Origin of the sequence: Cyanobium sp. N5-Cardenillas (genome assembly GCF_024345515.1) — a bacterium.
Lineage (GTDB): Bacteria > Cyanobacteriota > Cyanobacteriia > PCC-6307 > Cyanobiaceae > Cyanobium.
Map to the genome: position 1 here is coordinate 1 of NZ_JAGQBG010000037.1, position 17264 is coordinate 17264.

16 protein-coding genes and 1 pseudogene are annotated in these 17264 nt (G+C 70.8%); 12 read left to right on the forward strand and 5 right to left on the reverse strand.

Going from position 1 to position 17264, the window contains the following annotated elements; all coding sequences use genetic code 11:
- On the reverse strand, positions 1-982 hold a 982-nt coding region (locus KBZ04_RS04765), incomplete at its 3' end, for a site-specific integrase (protein ID WP_254990776.1).
- A 179-nt stretch (positions 983-1161) separates the two neighbouring features.
- Between KBZ04_RS04765 and hemH the strand changes: the two genes are divergently transcribed.
- The 6 genes and pseudogenes from hemH (at position 1162) to ppsA (ending at position 7905) form a co-directional block, all read left to right on the forward strand.
- Complete coding sequence (gene hemH / locus KBZ04_RS04770) at positions 1162-2337, forward strand: ferrochelatase (RefSeq protein WP_254990777.1); 1176 nt, start codon at positions 1162-1164, stop codon at positions 2335-2337.
- Positions 2338-2374: 37 nt separating this feature from the next.
- Entirely contained in the window at positions 2375-2932 is a 558-nt protein-coding gene (locus KBZ04_RS04775; RefSeq protein ID WP_254990778.1) for a M23 family metallopeptidase, read from the forward strand.
- Positions 2933-3127: 195 nt separating this feature from the next.
- Positions 3128-4927: a biosynthetic-type acetolactate synthase large subunit gene (gene ilvB / locus KBZ04_RS04780; RefSeq protein WP_254990779.1), complete on the forward strand. Its 1800-nt coding sequence runs from the start codon at positions 3128-3130 to the stop codon at positions 4925-4927.
- Positions 4909-5265, forward strand: coding sequence for a hypothetical protein (locus tag KBZ04_RS04785; protein ID WP_254990780.1), 357 nt, complete (start codon positions 4909-4911; stop codon positions 5263-5265). Before ilvB ends, KBZ04_RS04785 begins: the two co-directional genes overlap by 19 nt.
- Positions 5262-5456: a GIVxVP protein gene (locus KBZ04_RS04790; protein ID WP_254990781.1), complete on the forward strand. Its 195-nt coding sequence runs from the start codon at positions 5262-5264 to the stop codon at positions 5454-5456. Before KBZ04_RS04785 ends, KBZ04_RS04790 begins: the two co-directional genes overlap by 4 nt.
- Positions 5457-5479: 23 nt before the next feature.
- Positions 5480-7905, forward strand: a pseudogene (gene ppsA, locus KBZ04_RS04795) (phosphoenolpyruvate synthase).
- On the opposite strand, the gene KBZ04_RS04800 reads toward ppsA, so the two are convergent.
- Positions 7876-8019 (reverse strand): hypothetical protein, encoded by a 144-nt coding sequence (locus KBZ04_RS04800; RefSeq protein ID WP_254990782.1) that lies wholly within the window; start codon positions 8017-8019, stop codon positions 7876-7878. The pseudogene ppsA and the gene KBZ04_RS04800 sit on opposite strands and share 30 nt — an antisense overlap.
- A 93-nt stretch (positions 8020-8112) precedes the next feature.
- Here KBZ04_RS04800 and KBZ04_RS04805 point away from each other — a divergent pair, with 93 nt between their 5' ends.
- A complete protein-coding gene (locus KBZ04_RS04805) occupies positions 8113-9813 on the forward strand; it encodes an NAD(P)/FAD-dependent oxidoreductase (protein WP_254990783.1) in 1701 nt (566 codons plus the stop codon).
- Here the strand turns inward: KBZ04_RS04805 and pgeF are convergent.
- From pgeF to KBZ04_RS04820, 3 genes are read right to left on the reverse strand one after another with little or no spacing between them, the layout of a single operon-like run.
- Complete coding sequence (gene pgeF / locus KBZ04_RS04810; RefSeq protein WP_254990784.1) at positions 9755-10588, reverse strand: peptidoglycan editing factor PgeF; 834 nt, start codon at positions 10586-10588, stop codon at positions 9755-9757. The genes KBZ04_RS04805 and pgeF overlap by 59 nt on opposite strands.
- The gene (locus KBZ04_RS04815; RefSeq protein WP_254990786.1) at positions 10581-11465 is read right to left on the reverse strand and encodes a Tab2/Atab2 family RNA-binding protein; all 885 of its coding nucleotides are present in this window, start codon (positions 11463-11465) and stop codon (positions 10581-10583) included. The genes pgeF and KBZ04_RS04815 overlap by 8 nt, the downstream gene beginning before the upstream one ends.
- Complete coding sequence (locus KBZ04_RS04820) at positions 11462-12736, reverse strand: S1 RNA-binding domain-containing protein (protein ID WP_254990787.1); 1275 nt, start codon at positions 12734-12736, stop codon at positions 11462-11464. The genes KBZ04_RS04815 and KBZ04_RS04820 overlap by 4 nt, the downstream gene beginning before the upstream one ends.
- A 70-nt stretch (positions 12737-12806) precedes the next feature.
- Between KBZ04_RS04820 and KBZ04_RS04825 the strand changes: the two genes are divergently transcribed.
- From KBZ04_RS04825 to KBZ04_RS04845, 5 genes are all read left to right on the forward strand, one after another.
- A complete protein-coding gene (locus KBZ04_RS04825; protein ID WP_254990789.1) occupies positions 12807-13613 on the forward strand; it encodes a creatininase family protein in 807 nt (268 codons plus the stop codon).
- Between the two features lie 35 nt (positions 13614-13648).
- Complete coding sequence (locus KBZ04_RS04830) at positions 13649-14389, forward strand: aldehyde oxygenase (deformylating) (protein WP_254990790.1); 741 nt, start codon at positions 13649-13651, stop codon at positions 14387-14389.
- A gap of 82 nt (positions 14390-14471) precedes the next feature.
- Positions 14472-15521: a long-chain acyl-[acyl-carrier-protein] reductase gene (locus KBZ04_RS04835; RefSeq protein WP_254990791.1), complete on the forward strand. Its 1050-nt coding sequence runs from the start codon at positions 14472-14474 to the stop codon at positions 15519-15521.
- 38 nt (positions 15522-15559) lie between these two features.
- A complete protein-coding gene (locus KBZ04_RS04840; RefSeq protein WP_254990792.1) occupies positions 15560-16549 on the forward strand; it encodes an acetyl-CoA carboxylase carboxyltransferase subunit alpha in 990 nt (329 codons plus the stop codon).
- Positions 16550-16574: 25 nt separating this feature from the next.
- The coding region (locus KBZ04_RS04845; protein ID WP_254990793.1) for an SDR family oxidoreductase at positions 16575-17264 on the forward strand (690 nt) is incomplete at its 3' end.

Genomic DNA, 17264 nt, shown 5'->3' on the forward strand with positions numbered 1-17264 from the left:
CCTGCTGCAGGGTGGTGCGGCGCAGGTCGGTGCACACCCGGGGGAGCTCGGCGCCGCCCTCCCCCAGGCTCTCCAGGCCGAAGCGTTCCACCCAGTCGGGCTGGAACGGCCACACCTGGTGCTCGCCGGTCTTGCTGGTGGGCAGCACCCGCAGCACCCGGTCGCCCCCCGGCGCCAGGGCGGAGAGGTCGCAGAAGAACACCTCGTGGTTGCGCAGGCCGTAGGTGGCCATCAGGCCATAGGCCAGGCGCCAGCAGGGGTTGGGGATGGCCGCCACCAGCTCCAGGATGCGGGCGTCGCTGGGCAGTCCGCGGAACCGGGCCACATGCAGGCCGTAGCCACCACTGCGCTCGCTCCAGTCGGCCGGCAGGGGCAGCTGCAGATGGCGGGCCAAAGCCCCCAGGGCGATGCCGCACTGCTGGCGGCTGCGGCTGGCCAGGGGGTAGGTCTCCAGCACCCGCTCCAGCAGGGGCCCGTCGACGGTCGACGGCGCGCTGCCGGGGGCCTCGGCGGCCACCGCCGCCAGACGCCGCAGGTAGGGCCGGTAGGCGCCGCTCCAGGTGCTGCGGCTGCCGGCGGGCCGGCGGCGGCGGCGGGGATCGGCGAAGAAGGCGGCCTCGAAGCTGGCCAGGAGGGGCAGCACTCCCGCAGCCTCAGGGGGCGCCACCGCCTGAGCCTTCTCCGGAGCAGGGGCTGCCGCAGCGGACGGACGCCGGCGCCAGGACTCCCAGCGGAAGGTTCCCTGCTCCACCGCCTGCCGCACCCGGTCGAGCTGCTCGAGGCCGGCGGCCACCCCGGCACCGGTGGCCGGCAGCCCCAGGCTGATGCGCTGCACCGGCCGCTCCGCCGTGCCCTTCGGGCAGGGCAGGGGCCCGCGCAGACCCAGCCGCTGCTGGCGGATCTCCAGGCGCAGGCCGGTGCCCAGGGCCGCCAGACGTTGATTCTCCTGCCGCACCAGCGTTACCGGGTCGATGCCAGCCATGGCGCCGGGATCGGCAGCGGCTGGCGATGGCGGGGCGGCCAGGACGATGGCGCGGCAGGCAGGGACCTGAACCGGAACCTACCCAGGCCATTCCCGGGCCGCCAGGGTGCGGGTCGATGCATCGGTGGACGGCCGCCGGTGGGGAGGCGGGGTTACGCTCTGCCTTTCTGATCGAAGGCATGGCCAGGGTCGGCGTGCTGCTGCTGAACCTCGGCGGTCCGGAACGGATCGAGGACGTCGGGCCATTCCTCTACAACCTGTTCTCGGATCCGGAGATCATCCGTCTACCCACCCCGGCGCTGCAGAAGCCCCTGGCCTGGCTGATCAGCACCCTGCGCAGCGGCAAATCCAAGGAGGCCTACCGCTCCATCGGCGGCGGCTCCCCCCTGCGGCGCATCACCGAACAGCAGGCCAGGGAGCTGCAGAGCCGCCTGCGTCAGGAAGGGGTCGACGCCACCAGCTACGTGGCGATGCGCTACTGGCATCCGTTCACCGAATCGGCCGTGGGCGACATCAAGGCCGACGGCGTGGAGGAGGTGGTGGTCCTGCCCCTCTATCCCCATTTCTCGATCAGCACCAGCGGCTCCAGCTTCCGGGAACTGCAGCGGCTGCGCCAGGCCGACCCGGCCTTCCGGCGCCTGCCGATCCGCTGCATCCGCAGTTGGTACGACCATCCCGGCTACATCAATGCCATGGCCGGGCTGATCGCCCGGGAGGTCGGCGCCTCCGGCACGCCGGAAAAGGCCCACATTTTCTTCAGCGCCCACGGGGTGCCCAAGAGCTACGTGGAGGAGGCGGGAGACCCCTACCAGCAGGAGATCGAGGCCTGTGCCGCCCTGGTGATGCGGCGACTGGAGGAGTTGCTGGGCCATGCCAACCCCTCCACCCTCGCCTACCAGAGCCGGGTGGGGCCGGTGGAATGGCTCAAGCCCTACACCGAGGATGCCCTGCGGGAACTGGGCGAGCAGGGCGTCAAGGAGCTGGTGGTGGTGCCGATCAGCTTCGTCAGCGAACACATCGAGACCCTCGAGGAGATCGACATCGAGTACCGGGAGATCGCCACCGAAGCGGGCATCAGCCATTTCCGTCGGGTGCCGGCCCTCGACACCGATCCCACCTTCATCCAGGGCCTCGCCGACCTGGTGCACGAGGCCATGGCGGGCCCGGAGGTGAACCTCGACATGGCGGCCCAGCTGCCCAAGAAGGTGAAGCTCTACCCCCAGGACAAATGGGCCTGGGGCTGGAACAACAGCTCCGAGGTGTGGAACGGTCGCCTGGCGATGGTCGGATTTTCCGCTTTTCTGCTGGAATTGCTCACCGGTCAAGGCCCGCTTCATGCCCTCGGACTGCTCTGATCGCCCCCGGCGTCCCCGCCTGCGGGGCCGGTCGCTGGTGATCGCAGCGACCCTGGGCCTGAGCAGCCAGGGCCTGCCCGCCGATGCCCGCAACGCCAGCCTCTGGGGCCGGGGTGCCTTCCCCGTGGCCAGTTTTGCGGGCTACACGAGCGGGTTCGGCATGCGCTCCCATCCCCTCAGCGGCGACGTCCGGCCCCACTACGGCATCGACATCGCCGCCCCCCTGGGGTCGCCAATCCGCAGCTGGTGGACCGGAACGGTGAGCGAGGTGATCGTCGACGGCGGCTGCGGCAACGGACTGGTGATCCGCTCCGGCAGCTATGAGCACATCTATTGCCACCTCAGCGGCCAGGCCGGCAGTGGCGTCTACCGCAGCGGCAACGTGTTTCTGCGGGTGGGCCAGCGGGTGGCCACCGGCCAGGTGATCGCCCACGTCGGCCTGACGGGCAGCACCACCGGCCCCCACCTGCACTGGGGTATGCGCTACAGGGGCGCCTGGATGGACCCGGCCCGCGTGTTGCGGGCCATGGCCCAGAGCCGACGCCAGCGCAACCCAATCCCCCTGCAGCGACCTAACCTGGGTGTCTTCCGCTGATGGTGTCCAGACCGCTGCCCGGCGTCACGCCTCCCGGGCGCCCCGGTCTTCCATCCTGACGACCCCGTTCCCCCTCGCCAGTCCCCAGCCGCCGCCGTGACGCTCACGCCCCTTCCCCCCGCCACAGCCGCCGCAGGGCACACAGCCGCCGCAGGGCCGTCACCCGCCCCTTCAGCTCCTGAAGCGTCGGTTCCGATGCGGGTGAGCGGGGGTTATGCCCTGATGGATGCCCTGCACCGCCACGGGGTGCGGCACATCTTCGGCTACCCGGGTGGGGCGATCCTGCCCATCTACGACGAGCTCCACAAGGCCGAGTCCCGGGGCTGGCTGAAGCACATCCTGGTGCGCCATGAACAGGGCGGCACCCACGCCGCCGACGCCTACGCCCGCGCCACCGGCCGGGTGGGCGTGTGCTTCGGCACCTCCGGCCCCGGCGCCACCAACCTGGTCACCGGCATCGCCACCGCCCAGATGGATTCGGTGCCGATGGTGGTGATCACCGGCCAGGTGCCCCGCGCCGCCATCGGCACCGATGCCTTCCAGGAAACCGACATCTTCGGCATCACCCTGCCGATCGTCAAACACTCCTGGGTGGTGCGCGACCCCGCCGACATCGGCCGCATCGTGGCCGAAGCCTTCCTGATCGCCGCCAGCGGCCGCCCCGGCCCGGTGCTGATCGACGTGCCCAAGGATGTGGGTGCCGAGGAGTTCGACTACACCCCCGTGGCCCCGGGATCGGCGGTCCCCTCCGGCTTCAAGCGTCCGCCGGCCCCCAGGTCTGAAGCCATCAAGGCGGCCCTGGCCCTGATCCGCCAGGCCCGCAGGCCCCTCCTGTACGTCGGTGGCGGCGCCATCGCCTCCGACGCCCATGGCGAGGTGCACCAGCTGGCAGAACGGTTCCGCCTGCCGGTCACCACCACCTTGATGGGCAAGGGGGCCTTCGACGAGAACCATCCCCTGGCCGTGGGCATGCTGGGCATGCACGGCACCGCCTACGCCAACTTCGCCGTCACCGAATGCGATCTGCTGATCGCCGTCGGGGCCCGTTTCGATGACCGGGTCACCGGCCGGCTCGACAGCTTCGCCCCCCGGGCCCAGGTGATCCACATCGACATCGATGCGGCCGAAGTCGGCAAGAACAGGGTGCCCGAGGTGCCGGTCGTCTCCGATGTCCGCCTGGCCCTCGATGCCCTGCTGCAGGCCTCCATCGGCGAAGGCTCCAACCGCCGCACCGATGCCTGGCTGGAGCGCATCGACACCTGGAAACACCACTACCCCCTGGTGATCCCCCAGCCCACCGGAGAGATCGCCCCCCAGGAAGTGGTCATCGCCCTGCGGGAACTGGCGCCCGAGGCGTTCTTCACCACCGATGTGGGGCAGCACCAGATGTGGGCCGCCCAGTTTTTGCGCAACGGACCCCGCCGCTGGATCAGCAGTGCCGGCCTGGGCACCATGGGCTTCGGCATGCCGGCCGCCATGGGCGTCCAGACCGCCTTCCCCGACGAGCAGGTGATCTGCGTGGCAGGGGACGCCAGCATCCTGATGAACATCCAGGAGCTGGGCACCCTCAGCCAGTACCAGCTGCCGGTGAAGGTGGTGGTGCTCAACAACGGCTGGCAGGGCATGGTGCGCCAGTGGCAGGAAAGCTTCTACGAAGAGCGCTATTCCAGTTCCGAGATGACCGGCGGCATGCCGGACTTCCCCGCCCTGGCGGAGGCCTTCGGGGTCAAGGGCATCGGCATCACCGACCGGGCCCAGCTGCACTCGGGCCTTGCCGAGGCCCTGGCCCACCCCGGTCCGGTGTTCGTCGACGTGCGTGTGCGGCGCAACGAGAACTGCTACCCGATGGTGCCCCCGGGAGCCAGCAACGCCCAGATGGTGGGTCTGCCCAGCCATCCCGAACTCGCCATCGATACGATCCGCCAATGCAATGCCTGCGGCAGCACCACCGCCAGCGCCCACCTCTTCTGTCCCAGTTGCGGCGCCAAACTCTGACCCTGCTCGGGGTCCTGCTGGCGCTGCTGCTCGGCTGGCCCGGCATGGCGGCGGCGGCGGAGGTGTACCAGGTGCGCAGCGGCACGTTGCTGCAGGTGGGCGATGGCAACCGCAGCTACGCCGTTGAGCTGGCCTGCATGAAGCTGGTGGCGGAGCAGGAGCAGCAGGCGACCGCCTGGCTGCGTCAGGCCATGCCCCGCCGCACCAAGGTGAATCTGCGGCCGATGGGCCAGCGGGACGGCACGCTGCTGGCCCAGGTGAGCCTGCTCTCCACTGGCGCCGACATCGCCACCGGACTGATTGATGCCGGCCTGGCCCGGGCGGAGGCCTGCCCATGAGCCTCAACCGCACCGCCAAGGGCATCGTGCTGGTGCCCACCCTACTGCTCGGGGGGGCCTTCCTGGCCGCCGGCACCTGGATGGAGGGGCCGGCCGCCGCCAACCGCGGCCTGGCCCTCAGCCTGGGGGGAATCCTGATGGCCGCGGGACTGCTGGCCCAGCTGCTGCCCGAACCCGGCCCGGACCCATAGTTGGTGTAGTCAGGGCAAAGGGGATGGACAACTCCGATCGGCTCGTTGTGCCCCTGGCCCAGGTGGGGCTGGACTCCATCGCCGAGGTGGGCGGCAAGAACGCCTCCCTGGGGGAAATGATCCAGCAGCTGGGGCCGGCGGGCGTCCAGGTGCCGGGGGGCTTCGCCACCACGGCCGCGGCCTACCGCCTGTTCATCACCGCCAACGGGCTCAGGCCCGCCCTCGCCGCCCTGCTCGACGGGCTCGATGCCAATGACCTGGCGGCCCTGCAGGCGGCCGGCCAGGGGGCCAGGGAGTTGCTGGGCGGGGCGGATCTGCCGCCGCCCCTGGCGGCGGCGATCGTGGCGGCCTACCGGGATCTGGCCGCCGCGATGGCCGCCGGCGGCGTCCCCGCCGCCGTGGCGGTGCGCTCCAGTGCCACGGCCGAGGATCTGCCCGAGGCCAGCTTCGCCGGGCAGCAGGAGACCTACCTGCACGTGGAGGGGGAAGCGGCGCTGCTGGCGGCCTGCCGACGGTGCTACGCCTCGCTGTTCACCGATCGGGCCATCGCCTACCGGCAGCAGCACGGCTTCGATCACCTGGAGGTGGCCCTCTCGATTGGGGTGCAGCGCATGGTGCGCTCCGACCTGGCCAGCTCCGGGGTGATGTTCAGCATCGACACCGAAACCGGATTCCGCGACGCCGTGCTGCTGACCGCCGCCTACGGGCTGGGGGAGAACGTGGTGCAGGGCGCCGTCAACCCGGATGAATGGCTGATCTTCAAGCCCACCCTGGAGCAGGGGTTCGCCCCGATCCTCAGCCGTCGGCTGGGCAGCAAGGCGCTGCGCATGGTCTACGCCGACCCCTCCGGCGGCGATGGCCGGGCGGTGCGCAACGAGGCGGTATCCCCGGAGGACAGCCGGCACTTCGCCCTCAGCGATGACGAGGCGCTCACCCTGGCGCGCTGGGCCTGCGTCATCGAACGCCACTACGGGGCTCGCCGTCGGGTGCCCACCCCCATGGACATCGAATGGGCCAAGGACGGCCTCAGCGGCGCCCTGTTCATCCTCCAGGCCCGGCCGGAAACGGTGGAATCCCGCCGGGGCGGGGCGGTACTGCGCAGCTGGCACCTGGAGCCGCACCAGGCCGAGGAGATCACCAGCGGCCGGGCCATCGGCGCCTCGGTGAGCAGCGGCCTGGCCCGGGTGATCAGCGATCCCGGCGAGATCGCCCGGTTCATGGACGGCGACCTGCTGGTCACCCGCCGCACCGACCCCGACTGGGAACCGATCCTGCGCAAGGCCAGCGGGGTCGTCACCGACCAGGGCGGCCGCACCTGCCACGCGGCGATCATCGCCCGGGAGATGGGCCTGACGGCGATCGTCGGCACCGGCGATGGCACCAGCCGCATCGGGGACGGCGACAGCATCACCCTGAGCTGCTGCGAGGGGGATGTGGGCCACGTGTACCGGGGCGCCCTGCCGTTCCGGGTGGAGGAGCAGGCCATCGGCGATCTGCCCGCCACCCGCACCCGGATCCTGATCAACGTGGGCAACCCCGAGGAGGCCTTCAACCTGGCCTCGATCCCCTGCGACGGGGTGGGGCTGGCCCGGCTGGAGTTCATCATCGCCAACCACATCCGGGTGCACCCGATGGCGTTGCTGCAGCCCGAACGGGTGACGGCGGCGGACGACCGGGCGGCCATCGCCGAACTGGTCGCGGGCTACGACACCCCGTCCGACTACTACGTCGACCTGCTGAGCCAGGGCATGGCCCGGATCGCTGCCGCCTTCCATCCCCGGCCGGTGATCCTGCGCTTCTCCGACTTCAAGAGCAACGAATACGCCCGCCTGCTGGGCGGATCAGCCTTCGAGCCGGAGGAGGAGAACCCGATGATCGGCTGGCGCGGGGCCTCGCGCTATTACGCCCCCGCCTTCCGCGCCGCCTTCGCGTTGGAGTGCCAGGCCCTGCGCCGGGTGCGGGAGTCGATGGGCCTGGGCAACGTGATCCCGATGGTGCCCTTCTGCCGCACCCCCGAGGAGGGGGACCGGGTGCTGGCGGTGATGGCCGGGGAGGGGCTGGTGCGGGGAAAGGATGGCCTGGAGGTGTACGTGATGTGCGAACTGCCCAGCAACGTGATCGGCGCCGAGGCCTTCGCCGAGCGCTTCGACGGCTTCTCGATCGGCTCCAACGACCTCACCCAGCTGACCCTGGGGCTCGACCGGGACTCCGCCCTGGTGGCGGACCTGTTCGACGAGCGGCACCCCACGGTCAAGGAGATGATCCGCCTGGCGATCCGCACGGCGCGGCGCTGCGGCCGCAAGACTTCGCCCGTTTCCTGGTGGAGGAGGGCATCGACTCGATCAGCCTCAACCCCGATGCTGTGGTGCCCACCCGCATCGCCATCGCCGCCATGGAGGCCGAACTGGACAGGACCGCCTCAGCAGGAAGCCCGACGCAGCCGGACTGAGGGGGCGCCCATGGGTGGGGCCCAGAGGCGCCAGAGCAGCAGGGCGTGGGCGCTGCAGCGCACCACACAGAGCGCCGCCAGACCCATGCAGAGGGGACAGTGAGCCAGACCCATCAGAACGCCGGCCCCAATCCGATCAGCTTCCACCATGGCACCTCCTGTGGCGCCGTGCCCTAGAACGCCAGCAGACCCCTGCCTGCGCCGGCCGTGCTGCGCCTCAGCGAGCTGAAGTTGCCGCTTGATCACAGCGCCGCCGATCTGGAGGCGGCCATCAGCCAGCGGCTGCGGCTGGCGCCCGGTGAACTGCGCCGCCACCAGCTGGTCAAACGCAGCGTCGATGCCCGGCGGCGCGGGGCGATCTCGCTGGTGTACTGCCTCGACCTTGAGCTCGAGGGGGCCGCCAGGCGACGCCTGCTGCGCCGCTTCGCCGGCGACCCCCACCTGCGTCCCACCCCGGACAGCCGCTACCGGCCCGTGGCCCGGGCCGATGGGGCAAGCAAGGCGCTCCGCCCGGTGGTGGTGGGCGCCGGCCCCTGCGGCTACTTCGCCGCCCTGCTGCTGGCGCAGATGGGTTGGCGGCCCCTGTTGCTGGAGCGGGGCAAGGTGGTGAAGGAGCGCACGGCGGACACCTTCGGCTTCTGGCAGGGCCGTCGCCGCTTCGATCCCGGCTCCAATGCCCAGTTCGGCGAAGGGGGCGCGGGCACCTTCTCCGACGGCAAGCTCTACAGCCAGGTGAGCGAGGACCCCGCCTACATCCGCAAGGTGCTCGAAGAACTGGTGGCGGCCGGGGCCGACCCCGACATCCTCACCCTGCACCACCCCCACATCGGCACCTTCAAGCTGGCCACGGTGGTGCGGGGGCTGCGGGCCCGGATCGAGGCCCTGGGCGGGGAGGTCCGCTTTGGCCAGCACGTGGTCGAGCTGCTCCTGGAGGGCGGCACCGACCGGCAACTGGCCGGTGTGCGCATGGCGGACGGCACGGTCATGGCATCCCGGCATCTGGTGCTGGCGCCGGGCCACAGCGCCCGGGACACCTTCCAGATGCTGCACGGGCTGGGCGTGGCCATGGAGCCGAAAGCGTTCGCGGTCGGGGTGCGGATCGAGCATCCCCAGGTCCTGGTCGACCGGGCCCGCTGGGGGGAAGCCGCCGGCCATCCGCGGCTCGGCCCCGCCGAGTACAAGCTGGTGCACCACTGCACCGGCGAAGCCAACGCCGGCCGCAGCGTCTACAGCTTCTGCATGTGTCCCGGCGGTCTGGTGGTGGGCGCCACCTCCGAGGAGGGCTGCGTCGTCACCAACGGCATGAGCCAGCACTCCCGCCAGGAACGCAATGCCAACAGCGGGCTGGTGGTGCCCGTGACCCAGGAGGACCTGGCGCCCTACGGCGAGCCGGGGGGGGAGGCCCTGGCCGGGATGGCCTTCCAGCGCCACTGGGAACAGCAGGCCTTCCGCGCCGGCGGCGGCGACTACCGGGCGCCGGCCCAGTGGCTGGGGGACTTCCTGGCCGGTCGACCCAGCCAGGAGGCGCCTGCGGAGGCGGTGGAGGGGTCGTACCGACCCGGCCTGCGCTTCGGCAGCCTTGATGGCTGCCTGCCGGACTATGTGCTCGGGGCGATCCGGGAGGCCCTGCCGGTGTTCGCCCGCCGCATCCCCGGCTATGCCATGGAGGGCGCCCTGCTCACCGGCGTCGAGACCCGCACCTCCTCACCGCTGCGGTTGCAGCGTCACCCGACGCGGCTGGAAAGTCTCAACACCCCGGGGCTGTTCCCCGCGGGGGAAGGCGGGGGGCATGCGGGGGGCATCCTTTCGGCCGCGATTGACGGCATCAAGGTGGCCGAGGCCGTGGCCCTCAGCCTTTGCGGGTCGCCGCTCCCTGGGACACCACCCCACTCCACTGCACAGCCTTGACCCGATCACGGCGCCAGGAATGGAACAGCTGCGGTTCGGCCGCCGTGCAGAGCGGACAGAGGGCGATCCGCGCCGGGTCAAGGCCCAGGCGCTGCAGCTGCAACGCCGTGGCCCGGCGGATGTCCAGCCGGTCCTTGCCGGGGTCCGGATCCAGCAGCAGGGCACCGCAGCGCTCGAGGTCCCCCAGGGCGCCATCCGGCAGCGGGTCAGGGGCCCCGGCCTCCATGGCGGCCGCCACCTGCAGGGTGACGGCGCGCTCCACCTGGTAGCGGACGCCGTCCACGGCCGGCCCGAGCGCCACCAGCAGCTGCTCCCGGCGGGCACCATCCGCCACCAGCGCTTCGATCGCCGCCGGCACGATCCGCGCCGCGACGCCACGCCAGCCGGCATGGCAGGCCGCCACCCGGCCGCCGGCGGGGTCGACGATCAGCACTGGGGTGCAGTCGGCGCCGCACACCCAGAGGCTCTGGCCGCCGCCATCGCTGCGCAGTCCATCGGCCTCCGGCCAGGGGGCCCCCTCGGCCTCCCCGGCGGCCAGCACCGAGCCGCCATGCACCTGGCGGGTGCGATGCACGCTCACCCCGGCACTGATCTCGCCGGCCAGCTCCTCGGGCGGACGGCCCTGCCACTGGCGGGTGAAGAAGCCATGCTCGAAGCCGGCCAGCAGGTCGCACTGCAGGTAATGGCCGCCGTAGGTGCCCACCCAGGTCCAGCCGGGCAGGTCGTTGAAGCCCGCATCGGGCCGCTCGAAGGGGGGCTCGAGCGCCTCAGCCATCCGGCAGGTCCCGCAGCAGCCAGAAGCCCTCGAGAGAGGGCGCCTCCTCGCTCGCCTGGATGGCGATGAACTGCAGACCGCCGGCCCGCTCCCGGGCCTCCGTCAGGGCCGCACTGGCGAGCCGCGCCTCCTCCTCCGGCAGGCGGGCCAGGATCCAGCGGTCCTCCAGCCCGGCCTCCAGCACCAGCTGACCGGCGCAGACCTCCAGCCGCGCCGGCTCCAGGCCGGACAGCCAGCCGGCGATGGCCAGGGCCCGACGGCGGCTGAACAGCCGGATCCCCGGTACGGGAGTGGCGGGATCCAGGCCCTCGGGCAGGGCCACCAGGCCGGGGAAGGCAATCTCCCAGCCCGCCGCTTCAACCAGGGTGGCGGCACTGAGCGTGGCCCAGCTCCAGCTGTCGCCCCGGGCCGCCTCCGGCAGGGGCAGCGCCACGGGTGCGATCGGCTGCGGGGGCGGGGCCAGGGGACCGGCCATGTAGCCCGGCTCCTGGGGGTAGACGGTCGCCTGTCGCTCCTGCAGCCACTCCACCAGGCCATAACAGCGCCGGCTCGGCACCAACTCCAGGCCAAGCCCTTCGGCGGCCCGCTGCACCATGGCGCGCATCGAGCCGCGCCAGCAGCGCAGCCGACGCGGCGGACCGTAGCCCTGGGCGGCGGCGTCCTGGAGGGCCGTTTCGATCGCCCCGCGCAACCACTGGGAATTGACGCTGGCGGCGGGGCACGCCATGGACCAGCGGAAGGGGTCCGGCGCCGGCTGCAGCCCTGCTGTGGTGCAGATCAGCAGTTCCCAGCGCTTCTTGCCATCGGCCTCCAGGATCGGCCTGGAGTAGTAGTCGAGTTCCCAGTCAGGGCCAGGCGCCTGCAACGCTCCGCTCATCCTGCGTCCTGTTCCTGCTGGCGCAGCAGCGACCGGGCCCGGTGGGCCCGGTCCTCGGCCTCGGCCATCACGGTCTCCTTGGCGATCAGCAGCTCGCCGGCCGGACCTTCCAGCAGGGCGGTGTTGAGGGCGATGCGGCCCCGGGCGGGGTCGATGGCGGTGATCAGGGCCTTGATGGGCTCCCCCTGCTGGAACGCCTCGCGCAGGTCGCGCAGGACGCCGCCGGTGACGCAGGAGTGGTGCAGCAGGCCGCTGACGCCACCCAGATCAACGAAGTAGCCGTAGGGCTTGACCGACGCCACATGGCCCTCCACCAGCTGCCCCACCTCCAGGGTGGCGAAGCGGGCGGCGGTGGCGGCCCGCTTCTCGGAGAGCACCAGCTTGCGCGTCTCGCCATTGACTTCCAGGAAGGCGACCCCCAGGGTCTGGCCGACGAGGGCCTCATGGTTCTCACCGTCGTTGAGCTGGGAGCGGGGGATGAAGCCGCGCAGCCCCTCCAGATCGCAGGTGACACCACCGCGGTTGAAGCCGCTCACCTTGACCTGCACCACCTTGCCCTCCTTCTCCAGCTGACGCACCTTCTCCCAGCTGTGGCGCAGGGCAAGGGCGCGGGCGCTGATCGTCACCATGCCGTCGGCGTTCTGCTCCCGGGTGACGAGCACCTCGATCGCCAGGCCCTTGGGGAAGCGCTCCTTGAGGTTGGTGATCACCCCCAGACCGCACTCGCTCTTGGGCATGAAGCCGGGCGCCTTGCCGCCGATGTCGACGTAGACACCGTCGCTTTCCATGCCGATCACCACCCCCTTGACCACCTCACCGGTGGTGCCGACCGGAGCGTTCTCCTCAAGGGCGGCGAGAAAGGCCTCTTCGTCAAAATCGAAGTCGTCGACGGTGCGGGCCTGGCGGGATGCCGCCGCAGGTGCGGCGTCGGCGGCAGCGGCACCACGGGGGGCCGCACCGCCTGAACCGCCGCGGCGATCGGGCGCCGGGCCGAGCAGGTCGGCCATGGTGAGGCCCTCGAGGCCATCCATGCTGAACCGGTCCTCGTCCGCCGGTGGGGACGACGGCGGTCGCACCGGCGGGGCGGCCGGGGTCGAGGGGCCAGGAGCAGGGGGTGCTTCGGCCACCACCTCCTCCTCCTTCTTGATCATCAACACCTGGGGGGGTTTGCGCAGCGGCGCCGGGGCCGACCCGGAAGGCCTCGCCGGCGGCATCGGGCGCTGGGCGGGGTTCCGGGGCTGACGCGGCGCGGGGTTGCCGGTTCCTGCCATGGAGGTCCTCAGCGAAGCACGGGGCTCCACACTGTACGAATCACCCGTTGAGGCCCGTCCTCCCCCGCCGATGCCCCCCAGCACCGAGCGACGCCTCGCCAGTCTCAGCTGGACAGGGGTGCGTGAGCACGCCGCCCGACCGGGCAGCACGGTCGTCTGGCCGTTCGGTGCCATCGAGCAGCACGGGCCCCTGCTGCCCCTGGGCACCGATGGCCTGTTCGCCGAACGGGTGGCTGAGGCGGTGCTGGAGCGGCTCGACCCCAACTTGCCGATCTGGCGGCTGCCGCTGCAGAGCATCGGCTTTTCGCCGGAGCACCTGGGGTTCCCCGGAACCCTCAGCCTCCCGGCCGATCTGGTGATTGAGCTGGTGCGCTCCGTCGGCAGGGGGATCGCCGCAGCGGGCTTCCAGCGGCTGGTGCTGTTCAACGCCCATGGCGGCCAGATCGGCCTGCTGGAAGCGGCGGCGCGGGAGCTGCGGGTGCTGGAACCCGGCCTGGCGGTCCTGCCCTGCTTCCTCTGGCGTGGCGTCGACGGCCTGGCGGAACTGATTCCCGAACCGGAACGCAGCACGGGGCTGCATGCCGGCCTGGCCGAAACCAGCCTGATGCTGTTCCTCGAGCCGGCCACCGTCGGCGCCCTGCCCGCCGCCGACGGACTGGACCCCTCGCCACCCCCGCCCCCCGGCTGGAGTCTGGAGGGGGCCTGCCCCTGCTCCTGGCGCACGGAGGAACTGAGCAGCAGCGGGGTCATCGGTGATCCCAGCGAGGCCAGCGACGACCTCGGCCGCAAACTCTTCCTGCGCCTGGTGGGCAGCTGGGAGCGGCGCCTCGACGCCCTTGTGCGCAGCGACTGGCCGCCGACTTCCGGCAGACCATGACTAGAGTCGTCTGATTGCCTGCGCCTGTGGTTCCCATGCCCACCCTCGAAACCACCACGTCTGTCGATTCCTCACTGGATCCATCAGGCCCGTTCGAGGGGAGTGAGCTTCCCGACTTCACCACCGCCGCCTACAAGGACGCCTACAGCCGCATCAACGCGATCGTGATCGAAGGCGAGCAGGAAGCGCATGACAACTACATGTCGCTGGGGACCCTGCTTCCCGACCAGGCCGAGGAGCTGACCCGCCTGGCCCGCATGGAGCTGAAGCACATGAAGGGCTTCACCGCCTGTGCCAACAACCTGGGCGTCACCGCCGACATGCCCTTCGCCCAGGAGTTCTTCTCCCCCCTGCGCAACAACTTCCAGGCGGCCCTCAAGGACGGCAAGGTGGTCACCTGCCTGCTGATTCAGGCCCTGCTGATCGAAGCCTTCGCCATCTCGGCCTATCACATCTATATCCCTGTGGCCGATCCTTTCGCCCGCAAGATCACCGAGGGGGTCGTCAAGGACGAGTACACCCACCTCAACTACGGCCAGGAGTGGCTCAAGGCCCACCTTGAGGAGTCCCGCGCCGAGCTGGAGCAGGCCAACCGCGACAACCTTCCCCACGTCCGTCGCATGCTGGATCGGGTGGCCGCCGACGCCGCCGTCCTGCACATGGAGAAGGAAGACCTGATCGAGGATTTTCTGATCGCCTACCAGGACGCCCTCACGGACATCGGTTTCACGCCTCGGGAGATCGCCCGCATGGCTGCCGCGGCGCTGGTGGGCTGAGCCAACGGCTCAGGCTCACCGGGAGAGGATGTAGCGTCGGCGACATCCGGCCCCGTTTCCGCCGCCGCGTTCCTGTTCCTGCATGTTCGGCCTGATCGGTCATTCCACCAGCTTCGAGTCGGCGCGCAACCTGGCGCGAAGCCTCGGTTTCGAGGAATACGCCGACGGGGATCTGGACATGTGGTGCAGTGCTCCCCCCCAGCTGGTGGAGAGGATCAGCGTCACCAGCCCAACGGGCAAGCGCATCGAAGGGGCCTACATCGATTCGGTGTTCGTCCCCGAGATGCTGAGCCGCTTCAAGACGGCCAAGCGCAAGGTGCTGAATGCCATGGAGCTGGCCCAGAAGAACGGCATCGACATCACCGCCCTGGGGGGCTTCACCTCGATCATCTTCGAGGATTTCAAGCTGCTCAGGGAACAGCAGGTGCGTGCCACCACGCTGGATTGGCAGCGGTTCACCACCGGCAACACCCACACCGCCTGGGTGATCTGCCGCCAGGTGGAAGAGAACGCCCCACGGCTTGGCATCGACCTGCGGCGGGCCAGGGTGGCCGTGGTGGGCGCCACCGGTGACATCGGCAGCGCCGTCTGCCGCTGGCTCTCCCAGCGCACCGGGGTGCAGGAACTGCTGCTGGTGGCCCGCCGGCCCCAGCCTCTCGCTGATCTCCAGCAGGAGCTCGGCGGTGGCCGCATCCTTGCGTTGGAGGCGGCCCTGGAGGAGGCGGATGTGGTGGTGTGGGTCGCCAGCCTGGCCCAGGCCAGCAGCCTCGATCCCAGCCGCCTGCGCCGCCCCTGCCTGATGATCGATGGCGGTTACCCCAAGAATCTGGACACCAAGGCCGCCGGCGATGGCATCCACGTGCTCAAGGGGGGCATCGTGGCCTTCGGCTCCGACATCGGCTGGCAGATGATGGAGGCCGCGGACATGGCCAACCCCCAGCGCGAGATGTTCGCCTGCTTCGCCGAAGCGATGCTGCTGGAGTTCGAAGGCCTGCACACCAACTTCAGCTGGGGCCGCAACAACATCACCCTGGAGAAGATGGACCTCATCGGCGCCGCCTCGCTTCGCCACGGTTTCCAGGCCCTGGGCCTGGAGGCTCCTGCACCGGTTCCCAGCCTCTCCTCCACCTGATTTCCCCTCCGCCTGATCCGTCCCCTGCTTTCCCAACCATGGCCCGCCGCGTCCTGCTGGACTTCGAGAAACCACTGGTGGAGCTGGAGGAGCAGATCGAGCAGATCCGCCAGCTGGCCCGCGATTCCGAAGTCGATGTGAGCCAGCAGCTGCTGCAGCTCGAAACCCTCGCCACCCGGCGCCGCGAGGAGATCTTCAGCTCCCTCAGCCCGGCCCAGAAGATCCAGGTGGCCCGCCACCCCCAGCGGCCCAGCACCCTCGACTACATCCAGGTCATCACCGACGAGTGGATCGAGCTGCACGGCGACCGCCGTGGCAACGACGACCGCGCCCTGGTGGGCGGCGTGGGTCGCATCGGCAACCAGGCGGTGGTGCTGCTCGGCCACCAGAAGGGCCGGGACATGAAGGAGAACGTGGCCCGCAACTTCGGCATGGCCTCGCCCGGCGGCTACCGCAAGGCGATGCGGCTGATGGACCACGCCGACCGCTTCCGCCTGCCGATCCTCAGCTTCATCGACACCCCCGGGGCCTACGCGGGGGTCAAGGCCGAGGAGGAGGGCCAGGGCGAGGCGATCGCCGTGAACCTGCGGGAGATGTTCCGCCTGCGGGTGCCCATCGTCGCCGTGGTGATCGGCGAAGGGGGCTCCGGCGGCGCCCTCGGCATCGGGGTGGCCGACCGGCTGCTGATGTTTGAGCACAGCGTCTATACCGTGGCCAGCCCCGAGGCCTGTGCCTCGATCCTCTGGCGCGATGCGGCCAAGGCCCCCGCCGCCGCCGAGGCCCTGCGCATCACCGGTGCCGACCTGCTGCAGCTCGGGCTTGTGGATGCCCTGCTGAAGGAACCCTCCGGGGGCAACCACTGGGCACCGATGCAGGCGGCCGAGACCCTCCGCACGGCCCTGCTGGGCCAGCTCGCCGAGCTGCAGACCTGCAGCGAATCCGACCTGCTGAATGCCCGCTACGCCAAGTTCCGACGCATGGGCCAGGTCCTGGAGGGGGCGGCAACGGATCCCGCCATCGCCCCGTAGGGTTGTCCAGCTGCCCATCCGTCCGTTGACCGCCGCCCTGATCACCGGTGCCTCCCGGGGCATCGGCGCCGCCGCCGCCCGCCGCTTCGCCGCCGAGGGCTACGACCTCCTGCTGGTGGCCCGCAGCCAGGGCGACCTTGACGACCTCGCCGGGGAGCTGCGGGGGCTGGGCCGGCGCGTCGAAACCCTGCCCCTCGACCTGGCCCAGGCGGAGGCCATCCCTGGGGCGATGGCCGAGCTGCTCGGGCGGGGGCTGAGCCCTTCGGTGGTGATCAACAACGCCGGTGCCGCCTGGACCGGCCCCCTGGCGGCCATGCCCCTCGACCGTTGGCAGTGGCTCCTGCAGCTCAACCTCACCAGTGTCTTCCAGGTCTGTCTGGCGGTGCTGCCCGGCCTGCGCCAGGCCGGTGGCGGACGGATCATCAACGTCAGCAGCCATGCCGCCAGGAATGCCTTCCCGGAGTGGGGGGCTTACTGCGTCAGCAAGGCCGCCCTGGCCTCCTTCAGCCGCTGCCTCGAGGCCGAGGAACGGGCCGCCGGCATCGCGGTGAGCACCCTCACCCTGGGGGCGGTGAATACACCACTCTGGGACAGTGAAACCGTCCACAGTTCCTTCGACCGACGTGCCATGCTTTCCCCACAGCAGGTGGCTGATTCCCTGCTTTACCTTGCGCGGCAACCCCACAGCCAGACGGTGGAGGACCTCACCCTGATG